Raw genomic sequence first — 16903 nt, forward strand, 5'->3', positions numbered from 1 at the left:
ACCGCCATTACTCGCCACCTCGCAACGGCCGAAAGCGGCGGGAACGAGCAGAAGCGAGCGTGGCCGAAAACCAAAATCGCAAGGAAAACTAGGGCGTTGTCTCGGCAGCGGCAAGGGAAGCCCCCCGTTTTTCAGGGGAGGAATCCATCCGCGCAATCCCGTGTTCCGACACTTGGGGACTAGATACGACGGCAACGGTTTGACAAAATAGGCGGGCAAGGGGTTGACGATTCGATGACGATTTTCTTCAAGGCAGCGGTTCCCGACGATGTGGCATTCGGGATGATTGAGCAGTGCTTTTCCAATTCAGACGATTTCGACGGGTATCTCGATATCTTCGGCGAACACACGGAACAGACCATTTCCTGGAGCAAGGGCAGGTCCGTCGAGGAGTTCAAGGACCAGATCACCGAAGCGCTGCGCTCGGCCTGGGAGGCGGCCCCGCACTGGCAGGTGTATGAACGGCGCGAGGACCGCGACGACGCAGACACCAACGAAATCCGCAGAGCCGCCATCCATCTGACGCGCAGCTATGGCGGCGTCATTGTCATCACGCTCAGCCTGCTCGGACGCCGCAGCAGCAGCAACGACGTCGAACTGGTGTTCGTCTGCTTCCAGGAAGACGCCCAGCGCCGGAATTTCCGTGTCCGCTACGACGGAAAGTTCATCGCCGTCTAAGGCCTTGTGCGTTCGTAAAACACGCCAAGAGGACGCTCCAGCTCTCTGATTCCTGAGCATCTTCCTGCCTCCACTTGAAAACAGGATGCTCTGGCCACGTCATGATCCGGCCCCGGGAATGACGATCGGCATTCAGGGATGGTGCAACACGCTCATGCCGCCATCGACCGTCAGGCAGGTGGCGTTCATGAAGGGGCATTCGTCGGAGATCATGAACAGCGCCGCCTTGGCGATCTCCTGCGGTGTCGCGATGCGCCCGCCGGGGTGAAGCTTCATGGTGGCCGCCTCGGCCGCGACCGGATCGGCAAATGAATTCCAGTAGTCGACGACCTTTTGCGTCCGCACGTAGCCCGGCGCCAGCGCATTCACCCGCACGCCCTGCCCCGCATATTCGAGACCGAGCGACTTGGTCATGCCGAGAAGCGCATGCTTGGCGACGGGATAGGGAAAGGTGTGCGGAATGATGGTGAAGGCGTGGGTCGAGGCGATGTTGAGGATGACGCCGCCGCCAGCTGCGATCATGCCCGGCAGCACCGCCTTGCTGCAGTTCCACGCCCCCTTGAGGTTGATGTCGAAGCAACGCTGCCAGTCGGCATCGGAGACGTCGAGAGGCTCGAAGAACACGTTGACGCCGGCATTGTTGACCAGCGCATTCGGCTGGCCGATCTCGCGTGCGGCCGTGGCAACGGCCCGGCCGATGGCGTCCGCATCGGCGATGTCCGCTGTGGCGTAGCCGACCGTTCCGCCCGCCGCCCGTAGCCGCTCGGCCTCAGCCGCGATCAGATCACCGTCGCGATCGATGAGGAAGAGGCTCGCCCCTTCCCCCAGGAACTCCCAGGCAATGGCAAGGCCGATGCCCTGTGCCGCGCCCGTGATAACGACGCGCTTCCCATCGAGACGACCCGCCATCTCAGTGCTCCCTACCACTCGGCGACGCTGCCGTCGGCGTGGCGCCAGATCGGATTGCGCCAGCGGTGGCCCTCTTTGGCGCGTTCGATGACATATTGCTCATCCACCTCGATGCCGAGGCCAGGCCCTTGCGGGATCGACACGAATCCATCCGCATAGTGGAACACTTCCTTGTTCGAGATGTAGTCGAGAATGTCGTTGGCCTCGTTGTAGTGGATGCCGAGGCTCTGCTCCTGGATGAAGGCGTTGTAGCTGACGGCGTCGACCTGCAGGCAGGCGGCAAGCGCGATCGGTCCGAGCGGGCAATGCGGCGCCAGCGCCACGTCGTAAGCCTCGGCCATCGCCGCGATCTTGCGGCACTCGGTGATGCCGCCGGCATGCGAGAGGTCCGGCTGCAGGATATCGACATAGCCGTCCGACAGCACCGACTTGAAGTCCCAGCGCGAATAGAGGCGCTCACCAAGCGCGATCGGCGTCGAGCAATGGTTGGCGATTTCCTTCAGTGCCTCGCGGTTTTCCGAAAGCACCGGCTCTTCGATGAACATCAGGTTGAAGGGCTGCAATTCCCTGGCGAGCACCTTGGCCATCGGCCGGTGCACGCGACCGTGGAAATCGACGCCGATGCCGATATGCGGACCGATCGCCTCGCGGATCGTCGCGATGGTCTCGACCGCTTTCTCCACCTTTTCCCAGGTGTCGACGATCTGCATCTCCTCGCAGCCGTTGAGCTTGATCGCCTGGAAGCCGCGGGCGACCACGTCGCGCGCATTGTTGGCGACGTCGGAGGGGCGGTCGCCGCCGATCCAGGAATAGACCTTGATGCGGTCACGCACCTGACCGCCGAGAAGGGCGTGGATCGGTTGGCCATAGGCCTTGCCCTTGATGTCCCAGAGCGCCTGGTCGATGCCGGCGATCGCCGACATGTGAACGGCGCCGCCGCGATAGAAACCGCCACGATACATAACCTGCCAGTGGTCTTCGATCAGCAGCGGATCCTTGCCGACCAGATAGTCCGAGAGCTCGTTGACCGCAGCCTCGACGGTCAGGGCCCGGCCTTCGACGACCGGCTCGCCCCAGCCGACGATCCCCTCGTCCGTTTCGATCTTCAAAAACAGCCAGCGCGGCGGGACGATGTAGGTGGTGAGCTTGGTGATCTTCATGGGTGCGATATCCGCTGGGTGGAACGAGGCGGCGACAGCCGCCGGGGGACTGGTTTCAGCGCGCCGTCGGGGCGGCGGGCCGGTGACGTTCGACGGCGAGCTTGAGGTCGCGAGCCGCCAGATCCAGCATGCGCATGGAACAGTCGCGCGCCCGCGCCTTGTCACGCAGGCGCAGCGCCTCAACCAGTTCACCATGGATGTCGACGGCTTCGTCGCGGCGAACGGCGACCTCGTTGGAGGCATGCAGCGAGAACTTCAGCGCCGCCTGGATGATGCCGACAAGCTGGAGAAAGACCTGGTTGTGGCTGGCTTTGAGCAGGCAGGTATGAAAGGCGACGTCGGCGTCGGTGAAACCGATGAGGTCACGTTCGCCGTCGCGCATCGCCTGCCAGGCGCGCTCGAGATCGGCGATTTCCTGGACAGTGGCGCGTTCGGCCGCAAACTCCGCCGCAGCCGGTTCGATCGCCCGGCGCGCTTCAAGGATGCAATTCAGGAGGTCGAACTCAAAGATGCGCTCGCCGATCCAGTCGAGCACCTGTGAATCCAAGATGTTCCATTCGTCTTTGTTGCACACGATCGTGCCGACCCGGGAGCGGCCACGCACCATGCCCTTCGATTCCAGCACCTTCAGCGTTTCGCGGATCACGGTGCGGCTGACGCCGTAGCGTTCGCAAAGGTCGTTTTCGCGCGGCAGGAAAGAGCCGACCGGGAAGATGTCGGCGCAGATGTCCGAGGCGATGGCGCGTGTCACGTTTTTCTGCACACGTGGCCGCCGCTGGGCGCGCTCTTCCACACCGCTTCGCTGCTGCTGTTCTTCCACCGGCATCTCCTCCCGCTCCTGGCTCCCTGCCGCTCCATAGCGCAGACGCCGGATCGCGACAACGCGGCCAGTCGCGCTATCGTAAGACATCACTATCTCATTCATCATACAAAGGCAATTGACGAATATGATGATTCATCATACACAAATGCGGACTGCAGGAGGCAGTTCACCAGGGAGAGAGATCATGCGCTTTATCAAGGCAGCCATTCTGGCTGGCACCGTCGCCGTGTTTGCAGCCACTTCGGCCTTCGCCGCCGACGTCAAGATCGGCTTCATCGTCAAGCAGCCGGAAGAGCCGTGGTTCCAGGACGAATGGAAGTTCGCCGACGTCGCCGCCAAGGAAAAAGGCTTCACCCTCGTCAAGATCGGCGCAGAAGACGGCGAGAAGGTCCAGTCGGCGATCGACAATCTCGGCGCCCAGGGTGCACAGGGCTTCATCGTCTGCACGCCTGACGTCAAGCTCGGCCCCGGCATCGTCGCCAAGGCAGCCGCCAACGACCTCAAGCTGATGACCGTCGACGACAGGCTGGTCAATGCCGATGGCAGCCCGATCGAAGACGTGCCGCATATGGGCATCTCGGCGACCAAGATCGGCGAGGCCGTCGGCCAGGCGATCTCCGACCAGGTCAAGAAGCGCGGCTGGGACCCGAAGGACGTCGGTGTGATCCGCGTTTCCTACGATCAGTTGCCGACGGCCGTCGACCGCGTCGAAGGCGCCCTTTCCGTGCTCAAGGCCAGCGGCTTTGCGGAAGCCAACATCTTCGACGCTCCGCAGGCAAAAACCGACACCGAGGCCGCACTCAACGCCTCGACGATCGTGCTCAACAAGAATGCCAGCATCAAGAAGTGGGTCGCGATCGGCCTCAACGACGAAGCGGTACTCGGCGCCGTGCGCGCCACCGAAACGGTCGGCATCCCCGCCGACAGCATGATCGGAGTCGGCATCGGCGGCGCGGATTCGGCGATCAACGAGTTCAAGAAGCCTTCGGCCACCGGCTTCTTCGGCACGGTCATCATCTCGCCGAAGCGCCACGGCTACGAGACCGCGCTCAACATGTATGAGTGGATCGCCAACGGCAAGGAACCGGAAAAGCTGACGCTTACCGCGGGCCAACTGGCGCTGCGCGACAACTACGAAGCGGTCCGCAAGGACCTCGGCATCGAGTAATCGCGGTTCGCGAGACAAGATCACGATTGTTTGGGTCGGACCGACCCAAACAAGAAACGTGATCGATTCTGGTCGTTTAGAGCGGGATGCGGGCGGAAAACCGCACACACTTTTCCTCATCCCGCTCTATCGGCCCGGCGGTTTGGCCGCCGGGCGTTCCGTTTCGGAGCCGCGCATGCAAGACTTTCTTGAATTCCGTTCCATCTCGAAGGGCTATCCGGGTGTCCAGGCGCTGTCGGATGTCTCGTTTTCCGTTCGCAAAGGTGCTGTCCACGGCCTCATGGGCGAAAATGGCGCCGGCAAGTCGACGCTGATCCGTTTATTGTCGGGCGACCAGACTGGCGACGACGGCGAAATCCTGATCGACGGCGAGACCCAGAGCTATCGCTCCGTGCGCGACGCCTTTCGTGCGGGCGTCATCGTCATCCACCAGGAACTGCAGCTCGTGCCGGAGCTGACGGTCGCCGAAAACCTCTGGCTCGGCCACTTTCCAGGCAAGGGCGGCGTGATCGACCGCCGCCAGTTGATCCGTGTCGTCGGCGAGAAGCTCGCCGAAATCGGCATCGACGTCGATCCGTCCGCCAAGATCGCATCGCTGTCGATCGGCGAGCGCCAGATGGTCGAGATCGCCAAGGCGGTGATGCTTGATGCGCGGGTGATCGCGCTCGACGAACCGACGTCGTCGCTGTCGTCGCGCGAAAGCGAAATCCTGTTTGCCCTGATCGAACGCCTGCGTGCGCGCGGCACGGTGATCCTCTACGTGTCTCACCGTCTCGACGAGATCTTCCGGCTTTGCGACAGCCTGACGGTATTGCGCGACGGCAGGCTTGCCGCCCATCACCCCGATATTTCCAGAGTGACGCGCGACCAGATCATCGCCGAGATGGTCGGGCGCGAGATCTCCAATATCTGGGGCTGGCGCGCCCGCGACCTCGGAACCGAGCGGCTTCGCGTCGAAACGGTCTGCGGGCCGAAACTGAAAACCCCCTTGAGCTTTTCCGTCCGTCGCGGCGAGATCCTCGGCTTCTTCGGCCTGATCGGCGCCGGCCGCAGCGAGATGACCCGGCTCGTCTACGGCGCAGACAGACGCCAGCGCGGAACAGTGACGATCGACGGCACGATCGTGCAGGCCGACAGCCCGCCGCATTCCATCCGCGCCGGCATGGTGCTGTGCCCCGAAGACCGCAAGTTCGACGGCATCGTGCAGGGGCGGAGCATCGAGGAGAACATGGCGATCTCATCGCGCCGGCACTTCTCGCCCTTCGGCCTCCTCAACCTGAAGAAGGAGGCAGAGCTGGCCGATCGCTTTATCGCCAAGCTCAGGGTGCGCACGCCCTCGCGCCGGCAGGACATCATCAATCTCTCCGGCGGCAACCAGCAGAAGGTCATTCTTGGCCGCTGGCTGTCCGAACAGGGGGTGAAGGTGCTGATCATCGACGAACCGACGCGCGGCATCGACGTCGGCGCCAAATCGGAGATCTACGAAATCCTGTACGAGCTCGCGGCGCAAGGCATGGCGATCGTCGTCATCTCCAGCGAACTGCCCGAAGTGATGGGCATTACCGACCGCATCCTCGTGATGTGCCAGGGCCGTATCGCTGCCGATATTGCGCGCGCCGACTTCGACGAGCGCCGCATCCTCACCGCCGCCCTTCCCGATGTTCCAGCCGACGAGGCTCAGCCGTCATGACTTCCTTGAAAAAACTCCTACTCGGCGAACAGGGTCTCGTCGTCATCTTCGCCGTTGCCTTCGCCATCGTGTCGCTGACCGTCCCGAACTTCCTCACCGAGCGAAACATGCTCGGCCTGCTGCAATCGGTCGTCACCATCGGCATCGTCGCCTGCACGATGATGTTCTGCCTCGCCTCCAGGGATTTCGACCTCTCGGTCGGTTCCACCGTCGCCTTTTCGGGCATGATTGCGGTCATGGCTTCGAACGCGTCGGGCTCCATCCTGCTCGGGCTTGCCGCAGCACTCCTTTGCGGCGGTATCGTCGGCCTCATCAACGGCGTGGTCATCGCCCATTTCCGCATCAACGCGCTGATCACGACGCTCGCTACCATGCAGATCGTGCGCGGCTTCGCCCTGATTGCGTCCGATGGTCGCGCCGTCGGCATCAACGATCCCGGTTTCTACCAGCTGGCACTGTCGAAGTTCTTGGGCATCCCGACGCCGATCTGGGTGATGGGCTTCTTCTTCCTCGTCTTCGGCTTCATCTTGAACCGCACCGTCTTCGGCAAGAACACGCTGGCGATTGGAGGCAACCCCGAGGCATCGCGTCTCGCCGGTGTCAATGTCGCAAACATGCGCATCTGGATCTTCGCGCTGCAGGGGCTCGTCTGCGCCGTTGCGGGCGTGCTTCTCGCCTCACGCATCACCTCCGGCCAGCCGAACGCGGCAACGGGTCTCGAACTCTCGGTCATCTCGGCCTGCGTGCTCGGCGGCGTCTCGCTTGCCGGCGGCCGGGCGGCCATGACCGGGGTGATTGTCGGCGTGCTGATCATGGGCATTGCCGAGAACGTCATGAACCTGCTCAACATCCAGGCTTTCTACCAATATGTGGTGCGCGGCCTGATCCTGCTGCTCGCCGTACTTCTCGACAACCTGCGCTCGGCCGCGGCCGGCCGCCGCAGCTAGCGACATGGCCGACGACATCCTCCTGCTTAAGAATGACGAAGGGCTCACCGTCGAGGTGAGCCCGATTGGCGGCGCCATCCTGTCTGCGCACTGGCAGGGCAAGCCCTTTCTTGCCCCGACGCCGACCCCGGGCCTCGCCTCGCAGCTGCTGGGGGCCGAGGCCTGTTTTCCGCTCGTCCCCTTCGGCAACAGGATCGAAGACAACCGTTTCCAGTTCGAAGGCGATGACTGCTGCCTCGCGCCCAACACGCACGATCCGCTGGTTCTGCACGGCGACGGCTGGCTCAACCGCTGGACGATCGGCAACAGGAACCAGCGGTCGCTTGTGCTCCATCACCGGCAGGAGGCCAGTGTCGCCACGCCTTTTGCCTATGAGACCGTGCAGGCAATCACCATCGACGACAACCGCCTCAGCCTTTCGCTCGCCGTGACCAACCGCGCTTCCCGGCCCCTGCCCTACGGCCTCGGTTTCCACCCCTATTTTCCGCGCACGGAGCAAATGCGCCTCTTTGCCCGTGCGGCACGATACTGGACCGAGCGGGAGAACCATCTTCCAGAGACCGCAAGCCCAATTCCTGCAGACCTGGACTTTTCGATCGGCGCGACATTGCCCGAGCGCTGGCTCAACAATGCCTTCGACCAATGGGACGGGATGATGAGCGTCGAGTGGCCGGAGGACGACCTGTGCGTTTCACTGAAAGCGGACGAGCCCTTCCGTCACTTCGTCCTCTACTCCCCTTCCGCTGACGCCGGCCATTTCTGCTTCGAACCCATGACCCATCGTCCGAACGCGCACCACCTTCAACAAGGCGGCGGCCTTGTGCGGCTGGAACCCGACGAAAGCCTGAAGGGCACGATCGTGCTGCGGGTCGAGGCGTCGGGCGCGACAGGGTAAGGCGGCGCGCAGGCCCTTCGGGACGCGCACCGCAGCGGAAATTGTTTGCCGGCTATCGAAACCCTCGCGCTAGCCGCCGAACGTGTAGTCGGCGATCGAATGCGGCTTCATCTCGATCGAGAACCCTGGCCGTTCCGGCGGCATGTAGGCGGCGTTCTCGATCACGCATGGATCGATGAAGTGTTCGTGCAGATGGTCGACATATTCGATCACGCGCCCATCCTTGGTGCCGGAAACGGCGATGTAATCGATCATCGAAAGATGCTGGACATATTCGCAAAGACCGACTCCACCGGCATGCGGCCAAACGGGAAGTCCGTACTTGGCAGCGACGAGCAGCACCGCCAGCACCTCGTTCAGACCACCCATGCGGCAACTGTCGATCTGGACGATATCGATCGCGCCTTCGGCGATGAACTGCTTGAACATGATGCGGTTCTGGCACATCTCGCCGGTCGCGACCTTTACCGGTCCGATCGCCTGGCGGATCTTGCGGTGACCGGCGACATCGTCGGGGCTTGTCGGCTCCTCGATGAAGAAGGGCTTGGCAAAGGCAAGCTGCTTGACCCAGTCGATCGCTTCGCCAACCTCCCAGACCTGGTTGGCGTCGATCATGAGGTAGCGGTCCGGCCCGATGACCTCGCGCGCGATCGTCAGGCGCCGGATATCGTCGGCAAGATCGCGGCCGACTTTCATCTTGATGTGGTTGAAGCCCTCGTCGATTGCCTCCTGGGCAAGGCGTCTGAGCTTCTCGTCGTCATAGCCGAGCCAGCCGGCCGACGTCGTATAGCAGGCATAGCCTTCCTTCTTGAGCGTCGCGATGCGCGCAGCCTTGCCGGGCTCGGCCTTCTTGAGGATCGCGACTGCTTCGTCACGCGTCAGCACGTCAGTCATGTAGCGATAGTCGACGATGTCGGCGATCTCTTCCGGCGTCATCTCGGCGACGAGCCGCCAGACGGACTTGCCCGCTTCCTTCGCAAGCAGATCCCAGACGGCGTTGACCACGGCGCCGGTTGCCAGATGCATCGCCCCCTTTTCCGGACCGATCCAGCGCAACTGGCTGTCGCTCGTCAGATGCCGCCAGAAGCGGCCGGGATGAGCGAGGATGTCGGCCGTATCCTGGCCGACGATCAGGTGCCGCATCGCCTTGATTGCCATGCAGCAGATGTCGTTGCCGCGGCCGATGGTGAAGGTGAGACCATGACCCGCGATGCCGTCCTTGTCGGTGTCGAGAATGACATAGGCCGCGGAGTAATCCGGGTCCGGGTTCATCGCGTCGGAACCGTCAAGGCTCTGCGAAGTGGGGAAGCGCAGGTCGAAGACGCGCAGGTCAGTGATGCGGGTCATGGTCACTCCAGTCGGTCTGTATCAATCGTCCGCGCGAACGGACTGCTTCTGGCTGCCGAGGCCCTCGATGCCGAGTTCGACGACGTCGCCGGCCTTGAGGTAACGCGGCGGCTTCATGCCCATGCCGACGCCCGGAGGCGTGCCGGTGGAGATGATGTCGCCCGGCTGCAGCGACATGAACTGCGACAGGTACGAAACGAGATGGGCGACGCCATAGACCATGGTCTTCGACGAGCCGTTCTGCATCGTCTCGCCATTGACCTTCAGCCACATCGGCAGGTTCTGCGGATCGGCAACCTCGTCCTTGGTCACGAGCCACGGACCGGTCGGGCCGAACGTGTCGCAGGACTTGCCCTTGGTCCACTGGCCCTGGCGCTCGATCTGGAAGGCGCGCTCTGAAACATCATGCACGACGCAGTAGCCGGCGACATAGTCGAGGGCTTCGGCTTCTGTGACATACTTCGCCTTGCGGCCGATGACGACGCCGAGTTCGACTTCCCAGTCGGTCTTTTCCGAGCCGCGCGGAATGATCAGGTCGTCGTTCGGACCGACGATCGCCGATGTCGCCTTCATGAAGATGATGGGTTCGGACGGAACCTTGGCGCCGGTTTCGGCCGCGTGGTCGGAGTAGTTGAGGCCGATGCAGATGAACTTGCCGGTACCGGCAACGCAGGGACCGAGCCGCTGGTTACCGTCGACAACGGGCAGACCGGCAAGGTCAAGCGCTTTCAACTCGGCGAGCTTGTCGGGGTCAAGCGCTGCGCCGGAGAGATCGGCGACATGGCCCGAGAGATCGCGCAAGGTGCCGTCTGCATCGAGGATGCCAGGCTTTTCGTGACCCGGGAGGCCGTAACGAAGGAGTTTCATGGATCTTTTTCCTGCTTGTGTTGTCAGATGGTCCAGCCGCCATCGATGGCATAGGCCTGGCCGGTCGTATAGGTGGCGCCGGCGAGATGAACGGCAAGGTCCGCAATCTCCTCCGGCGTGCCGAGGCGCCCCATCGGCTGGCGGGCGATGAAGGCTGCCCGCGCCGTTTCATAATCGCCCTGGGCGCGCATGCGATCCTGCAGGGACGGGCTCTCGACCGTACCGGGGCAGATGGCATTGCAGCGAACGCCCTGTGACACATAATCGGCTGCAACGGCCTTTGTGAGACCGATGACGGCGGCTTTGGTGACGCCATAGGCAAAGCGGTTTGGCACGCCCTTGATGCTCGAGGCGACCGAAGCCATGTTGATGATTGTCCCATCCTTGCGGGCAAGCATGCCCGGAAGCACGGCGCGGATGGTGCGGATCATCGCCTTGACGTTGAGGTCGAGGGCGAATTCGAGATCGCTGTCCTTCATCTCCAGGATCGAGCCGGCATGGACGAAGCCGGCGCAGTTGAAGAGGATATCGACGGCGCCGATCTCTTTGACGAGCGCTTCGACCGCTTGTGTGTCGAGAACGTCGAGCCGGTGCGTTTCGACGTCGGCTTCCTTGGCGAGCGCTGCAAGCGCGTCGACGTTGATGTCGGTCGCATGCACCTTGGCTCCGGACTTGACGAAGGCAAGCGCCGTGGCGCGGCCGATTCCTTGAGCGGCTGCCGTAATCAGGACGACCTTGCCTTTAAGATCCGCTGTCATTCTCGATCCCTCATGCTTTGCGTTCGACGACCAGGATATGGTCGGCGGCGAGAACGACCTCGCCACGCTGGTTGATGACTTCTAACCGTTCGACGACACGCCCCGCCTTCGGCCGCTTCGGATCGTCCTCCTTGGCCGAGATCGTCACGCGGGTGCGGATCGTATCGCCGATATGAACGGGACGCACGAAGCGCAGACGATCATAGCCGTAGGAAAACGCAACCGGATTGATCAGCGATGCGGTGAGACCGACGCCGATCGAAAAGATCATGGTGCCATGGGCGATGCGCTGGCCACCCGGCAAGGTCTTGGCAAATTCCGCGTCCATGTGGTGCGGAAAGAAATCGCCGGTGTGGCCGGCATGAACGACGAAGTCGGTCTCGGTGATCGTGCGCCCCGTGGTCTGCCGGACATGCCCGAGTTCATAGTCTTCGAAGTGGATCGTCTGTTCGCTCATCTTACTGTCCCGGAAGCGCTGCGATCGCCGTTGCCGGCGCGGCACTCGATTGATAGGCTGCCTCGACGAGCGCCATGGTCTGCCAGGCATCTTCGACCGAGCCGATCAATTCCTCGTCCTCGCCGGTCGCAAAGCGCTGCAGGTTGGCCATGCGGTTGAGAAAGGCGTCCGGGAACCACGCGCCCTGAAGTGGCACCTCAACCCAGTCGTCGCCGCCGGCCGGCCGTATCCAGAGTTCGTCCGGCTCGCCGTGGGGATAGTCGAGGTTGACGCCAAGCTTGACATAGGCAGCACCCGCAGTGCCGGAGATGCGGAATTCGCAGGCCTGGAACTTGCGGCCGAAATCGTGGTCGTGATTGACGGAAAGCGCGCAGCGCACGCGATCGCCATAGTCGAGGATGGCTGCCGTACGGGTCTGGGCGACGTCATGGTTCGGATAACCGATCGTCTTTGCATGCACGCCCTGGGGGTTGCCGAGCAGACCGCGGACGAGGTCGAGATAGTGGATCGAATGCATGGCGATCTCGATGCGTGGCAACCCTTTGAGGAACGGCCACAGTCCCCACGGGGTAGCAAGCGCCAGCCAGGCGTCGAAATCGACGACTTCGCCGAGGTACCCCCTGGCGATGGCATCCTTCAGCGCCAGCATCATCGGCGCGAAGCGAAGCTGGAAGTTGACGGCAGCCTTGAGCTTGCGCGCCCGGCAGATCTCCAGAATTTCGGTCGCGGCTGCGAGGTCCGACCCCATCGGCTTCTGGATCAGCGCTGCAGAACCCACCGGCAACCGGCCAAGGATCGCCGCATGGGCGCTCGGCGGTGTTGCAAGGTCGAAGATGGCATCCTTGACCGCAAGGGCTTCGTCTTCGGTGCGATAGGCGTGGATGCCCCAGCTTTCGGCAAGCTGCGATGCCTTGGCGTGATCCGGGTCATAAATCCCGGCGACCGGGAAGCCCGCCTTGCGGTACGCCGGCAGATGCGCGTCGCCAACGATGCTGCCGGCGCCGAAAATCACGATCGGGCGTGGCATGCTTGGCTTCGGCCACCATTGCCTGAGCGCTGCGGGATCAAGAGTCTCAGTCATGACGGAATACCTTCCCGTGGTGATGGAAGACCTCTTCCATCATCGCCCACCACTCGCCTTGCTTCCGCGTTTGAAGCGGCTTCTGGCAGGGCATGCAGACCGACCACCATTCCTGGTTCTTCGGATGCGCGGCCATTTTTGCCATGTCCGCTTCGAAGTCGGAGCCGACATACTCCCAATAGCCGAACAGCAGGTTTTCCGGCTCCCTCAGGAAGATCGAATAGTTGGTGACGTTGCATTCCGAGATCAGTGCAAGGATCTCCGGCCAGACGGCGGCATGCAAGGCCTTGTATTCCGCCACCTTCGACGCTTCGAGGCCGATCACCATTCCCATCCGCTGCATGATGGCCTCCCTTAGCCGCGAAACTCGCGGGTGAATTCGCCGATCGAGCGCGCTTTCACCGCATCCCAGTTCCAGGAAATCCCGATGCCCGGCTCGGACGGCGCCAATGCGCGACCGTTCTTGATCTCCATGCCTTTGGTCGTGAGATCGTCGAGTTGCGGAATGTACTCGACATATTTGCCGTTCGGCACGGCGCAGACGAGGCTGACATGCAGTTCCATCAGGAAGTGCGGGCAGACCGGGATATCAAAGGCTTCCGCCGCATGCGCCACCTTCAGCCAGGGCGTGATGCCGCCGATGCGGGCAACGTCGACCTGGACGATCGAGCAGGCGCCCTTCTGCATGTATTCGCGGAAATGGCGGATCGAGTACATGGATTCGCCGACCGCGATCGGCGTCGGCGTCGAGCGTGTCAGCCGGATATGGCCATCAAGATCGTCGGCCGGCAGCGGCTCCTCGATCCAGGCGAGATCCAGCTCCTTCAGCCGCGACGCCCGGCGGATCGCCTCGTCGACGGTAAAACCCTGGTTGCAGTCGGTCATGATCTCGAAGCCGTCGCCGAGTGCCTTGCGCATCGCCGACAGGCGATCGTAGTCCTCCGAGCCGTGCGGCTTGCCGATCTTCACCTTCGAGCCGGAAAAGCCCTTGGCCTTGGCGGCAAGCGCATCTTCGACCAGCGCCTCCTTCTCGATATGCAGCCAGCCGCCCTCGGTGGTGTAGAGCGGGCAACTGTCCTTGGCGCCGCCGGCGAGCTTCCAGAGCGGCAGCTTCTGCTTTCTGGCGCGCAGGTCCCAGAGGGCGGTGTCGACGGCGGCAAGCGCCAGCGCGGTGATCGCGCCGATGGTCGTTGCGTGGGTGGCGAACTCCATCTTGTGCCAGATCGCCTCGATGCAATCGGCATCCTCGCCAATCAAGATCGGGACGAGGTGATCGGAAAGAAGCCGCATCACCGAGGAACCGCCGGTGCCGATCGTGTAGCTGTAGCCCGTGCCGGTCGCGCCGTCGCTATCGGTGATCGTGACGATGGGCGTTTCCTGGCTGACGAAGCTCTGGATCGCGTCGGTCCGCTTTACCTTCGGCGGCAGGTCGACCATGCGCAGTTCGATTTTCTCAATTCTTGCCATGTCAGCCTTCCAGAGCCTTGCCGCTATCGATGTCGAAGAGATGGGCGCGCGAGAGGTCGAAGCTCATGCGCACTTTTTCGCCCGGGCCAAGCGGACGCGGATTGAGCATGCGTGAGACCCAGTCGCGGCCGTTGAACTGGATGAAGACGAGCGTCTCGTTGCCGAGCGGTTCGGTGATTGAGACGGGCAATTCGACCTCGTGCACGGCCGCCGGATCGCCGGCGTGCAGGCCGTGGCCGCTCGGATAGATGTCGTCGGGCCTGAGGCCGAAGGTGACCTTCTGGCCGGGACGCAACGCGCTCTTGAAGCGCGGCGGGATCGGCAGGCGCGCGCCACTGGCAAAGACCAGTCCGCCATTGTCGACGATCACCTCGTCCATGTTCATCGGCGGCGAGCCGATAAAGCCGGCGACGAATTTGGTGGCCGGGCGCTGGAACACCTCTTCCGGCGTGCCGACCTGCTCGATGTAACCGTCGCGCATGATGACGATGCGATCGGACAGCGTCATCGCCTCGACCTGGTCGTGGGTGACGTAGATCATCGTCGCCTGCATGCGGGCGTGCAACTTCTTGATCTCGGTGCGCACCTGCGTCCTGAGCTTGGCGTCGAGGTTCGACAACGGCTCATCGAAGAGGAACACGTCCGGCTGGCGCACGATCGCACGGCCCATGGCGACGCGCTGGCGCTGGCCGCCGGAGAGCTGCGACGGCCGGCGTTCGAGCAGATGGCCGAGATCGAGGATGGCAGCAGCCTCGTCGACCCGCGTCTTGATCTCGTCTGCCGAGCGTCCGGCGATCTTCAGCGAGAAGCCCATGTTCTCGGCGACCGTCATGTGCGGATAGAGCGCGTAGGACTGGAAGACCATCGAGATGTTGCGGGCCCGCGGCGGCAGGTCGTTGACCTTGCGGCCGCCGATCTCGATCGCGCCGTCGCTGACGTCCTCGAGGCCGGCGATCATGCGCAGCGTCGTCGACTTGCCGCAGCCGGACGGGCCGACGAGCGCAATGAACTCGCGGTCCTTAACTTCGAGGTCAATGCCGTGGACGACCTCGAGCGCGCCGTAGCGCTTGACCAGTTTCCTGAGGGTGACAGGAGCCATGAACGATTATCCTTTCACCGCGCCGAAGGTGAGGCCCGAAACGAGGTGCTTCTGAATGATGAAGGTAAGGGTCAGCGCCGGGATGATCATCACGACGGCGAGCGCACACATGCCGCGCCAGTCGATGGTGAATTCGGCGGTGTAGTCGAGAAGCCCGACCGGCAGGGTCTTGGAATTGACCGAGCGGGTGATCTGCGAGGCGAGCGCGTACTCGTTCCAGGAGGTGAGGAACGCGAAGATGCCGGCGGATGCGATGCCGGGACCGGCGAGCGGAAACTCCACCTGCCAGAACGCCTGCCACGGCGTGCAGCCGTCGATCTGGGCGGCCTCTGCTAGATCCTTCGGCACCTGGCGGAAGAAGCCGTCGATCAGCCAGATGGTGAAGGGCACGTTGAGCGCCACATAGGTCAGGATCAGCGAGAAATGCGTATCGATGATCCCGGTGCGGGCATAGAGCATGAAGAGCGGCAGCGACAAGGCGATGCCGGGCACGGCCCGCGTGAGCATGAAGCCGAGGAAGATCGCCGACTTTGCCTTGAAGCGATAGCGGGCGAAGGCGTAGCCGCCGGCCATGCCGATCGCAAGCGCGATCACCGTCGAGGTCACCGAGATGATCAGCGAATTGCGGAAATAGTCCCAGACGGGAACGCCGCCCTGCCCTGCGCCTGAAAACATGGCGCGATAGGCATCGAGCGAGATGCTCTCGGGGATCCAGACCGGGGGCTTCGCCATGATCTCGACGGTCGGACGCAGCGACGATAGCACGATCCAGAGACCCGGCAGGCAGATCACGGCCATGGCGAGAAACAGGCCGATCAGGTGCACCGTCTTCAGCAGGCGGCGGCGCAGGCGGTGCGAAGCGTTGATATCCATTACCACTCGGCTCCGATCTGCTGGCGCGCCGCGGCGAGCTTGCGGAAGAAATAGACGGTGAAGACGATCGAAAGCAGGATCGCGACATAGGCCATGGCGTTGGCGAGCCCCATGCGGGCGTCGGCGTAAGCCGTGCGGCCGACGAGCGTCCAGAGCAGTTCGGTGCGCTTGGCAGGTCCGCCATCGGTCATGATCTTGACGATGTCATAGGCCCGCGCCACGTCGAGCGAACGGATCGTCATGGCGATGAAGGCGAACGGCATGAGGTAAGGCCAGGTGACGTAGCGGAAGGTCTGCCACGGCGTGCAGCCGTCGACATGAGCGGCTTCCACGGGGTCCTTCGGCATGGCGAGCAGGCCGGCAAGGATCAGGATCGCAAAGACAGCGGTCGACGACCAGACTTCGGCGATGATGATCGACAGAAGCGCGAGATTGCCGTCGATCAGCCAGGGGATCGCCTGATCGGTCAGCCCCAGCGACTGCAGCGCATTGTTGACGAAGCCGATATTGTCGTTGAACAGGAACTTGAACTGGAAGCCGACCAGCACCGGCGAAAACATCATCGGAAACATCATCATGGTGCGCAGCAGGCGCTGGCCATGGGTCGCCTTGTTGACGAGCAGCGCCAGCCCGAGGCCGAGCAGCATCTCGGCGTTGAGCGCCACCGTCAGCAACAGCACGGTG

At 62.9% G+C, this 16903-nt stretch carries 18 protein-coding genes; 5 read left to right on the forward strand and 13 right to left on the reverse strand.

Going from position 1 to position 16903, the window contains the following annotated elements; genetic code table 11:
* Positions 1–234: 234 nt before the first annotated feature.
* Positions 235–678, forward strand: a complete 444-nt coding sequence (locus VGO12_RS04235) for a hypothetical protein (RefSeq protein WP_327511470.1) — start codon at positions 235–237, stop codon at positions 676–678.
* A gap of 132 nt (positions 679–810) precedes the next feature.
* On the opposite strand, the gene VGO12_RS04240 is transcribed toward VGO12_RS04235, so the two are convergent.
* The 3 genes from VGO12_RS04240 to VGO12_RS04250 are packed head-to-tail and all read right to left on the reverse strand — an operon-like array spanning position 811 to position 3567.
* Positions 811–1587 (reverse strand): SDR family oxidoreductase, encoded by a 777-nt coding sequence (locus VGO12_RS04240; protein ID WP_327511471.1) that lies wholly within the window; start codon positions 1585–1587, stop codon positions 811–813.
* 11 nt (positions 1588–1598) lie between these two features.
* Positions 1599–2747 carry a galactonate dehydratase gene (dgoD, locus tag VGO12_RS04245; protein WP_327511472.1) on the reverse strand — a complete coding sequence of 383 codons (1149 nt, stop codon included), beginning with the start codon at positions 2745–2747 and terminating at the stop codon, positions 1599–1601.
* Positions 2748–2802: 55 nt separating this feature from the next.
* The gene (locus tag VGO12_RS04250; RefSeq protein WP_414650672.1) at positions 2803–3567 is read right to left on the reverse strand and encodes a FadR/GntR family transcriptional regulator; all 765 of its coding nucleotides are present in this window, start codon (positions 3565–3567) and stop codon (positions 2803–2805) included.
* Positions 3568–3754: 187 nt separating this feature from the next.
* On the opposite strand from VGO12_RS04250, the gene VGO12_RS04255 reads away from it, so the two are divergent.
* From VGO12_RS04255 to VGO12_RS04270, 4 genes are all read left to right on the forward strand, one after another.
* Complete coding sequence (locus VGO12_RS04255; RefSeq protein ID WP_327511473.1) at positions 3755–4738, forward strand: arabinose ABC transporter substrate-binding protein; 984 nt, start codon at positions 3755–3757, stop codon at positions 4736–4738.
* 175 nt (positions 4739–4913) lie between these two features.
* Entirely contained in the window at positions 4914–6428 is a 1515-nt protein-coding gene (gene araG, locus VGO12_RS04260) for an L-arabinose ABC transporter ATP-binding protein AraG (protein WP_327511474.1), read from the forward strand.
* Complete coding sequence (araH, locus tag VGO12_RS04265) at positions 6425–7375, forward strand: L-arabinose ABC transporter permease AraH (protein WP_327511475.1); 951 nt, start codon at positions 6425–6427, stop codon at positions 7373–7375. The genes araG and araH overlap by 4 nt, the downstream gene beginning before the upstream one ends.
* Positions 7376–7379: 4 nt before the next feature.
* Positions 7380–8270, forward strand: a complete 891-nt coding sequence (locus VGO12_RS04270) for an aldose 1-epimerase (RefSeq protein WP_327511476.1) — start codon at positions 7380–7382, stop codon at positions 8268–8270.
* A gap of 69 nt (positions 8271–8339) precedes the next feature.
* Here the strand turns inward: VGO12_RS04270 and VGO12_RS04275 are convergent, their stop codons facing one another.
* The 10 genes from VGO12_RS04275 to VGO12_RS04320 all read right to left on the reverse strand — a co-directional run.
* Positions 8340–9617, reverse strand: coding sequence for an L-fuconate dehydratase (locus VGO12_RS04275; protein WP_327511477.1), 1278 nt, complete (start codon positions 9615–9617; stop codon positions 8340–8342).
* 21 nt (positions 9618–9638) lie between these two features.
* Positions 9639–10484, reverse strand: coding sequence for a fumarylacetoacetate hydrolase family protein (locus tag VGO12_RS04280; RefSeq protein ID WP_327511478.1), 846 nt, complete (start codon positions 10482–10484; stop codon positions 9639–9641).
* A gap of 23 nt (positions 10485–10507) precedes the next feature.
* Positions 10508–11242 carry an SDR family oxidoreductase gene (locus VGO12_RS04285; protein WP_327511479.1) on the reverse strand — a complete coding sequence of 245 codons (735 nt, stop codon included), beginning with the start codon at positions 11240–11242 and terminating at the stop codon, positions 10508–10510.
* A 10-nt stretch (positions 11243–11252) separates the two neighbouring features.
* A complete protein-coding gene (locus VGO12_RS04290; RefSeq protein ID WP_327511480.1) occupies positions 11253–11699 on the reverse strand; it encodes a MaoC/PaaZ C-terminal domain-containing protein in 447 nt (148 codons plus the stop codon).
* A gap of 1 nt (position 11700) precedes the next feature.
* Positions 11701–12780, reverse strand: coding sequence for a Gfo/Idh/MocA family oxidoreductase (locus VGO12_RS04295; RefSeq protein WP_327511481.1), 1080 nt, complete (start codon positions 12778–12780; stop codon positions 11701–11703).
* Positions 12773–13123, reverse strand: a complete 351-nt coding sequence (locus VGO12_RS04300; RefSeq protein WP_327511482.1) for an L-rhamnose mutarotase — start codon at positions 13121–13123, stop codon at positions 12773–12775. Before VGO12_RS04300 ends, VGO12_RS04295 begins: the two co-directional genes overlap by 8 nt.
* A gap of 11 nt (positions 13124–13134) precedes the next feature.
* Positions 13135–14247: a mandelate racemase/muconate lactonizing enzyme family protein gene (locus VGO12_RS04305; RefSeq protein ID WP_327511483.1), complete on the reverse strand. Its 1113-nt coding sequence runs from the start codon at positions 14245–14247 to the stop codon at positions 13135–13137.
* 1 nt (position 14248) lies between these two features.
* Positions 14249–15346: a sn-glycerol-3-phosphate ABC transporter ATP-binding protein UgpC gene (locus tag VGO12_RS04310; RefSeq protein ID WP_327511484.1), complete on the reverse strand. Its 1098-nt coding sequence runs from the start codon at positions 15344–15346 to the stop codon at positions 14249–14251.
* A gap of 6 nt (positions 15347–15352) precedes the next feature.
* The gene (locus VGO12_RS04315) at positions 15353–16219 is read right to left on the reverse strand and encodes a carbohydrate ABC transporter permease (RefSeq protein ID WP_043619379.1); all 867 of its coding nucleotides are present in this window, start codon (positions 16217–16219) and stop codon (positions 15353–15355) included.
* Positions 16219–16903: sugar ABC transporter permease (locus VGO12_RS04320; protein WP_327494825.1), on the reverse strand; the 685-nt coding region annotated here is incomplete at its 5' end. The genes VGO12_RS04315 and VGO12_RS04320, both read right to left, overlap by 1 nt.

The organism is Ensifer sp. (assembly GCF_035999135.1).
Lineage (GTDB): Bacteria > Pseudomonadota > Alphaproteobacteria > Rhizobiales > Rhizobiaceae > Ensifer.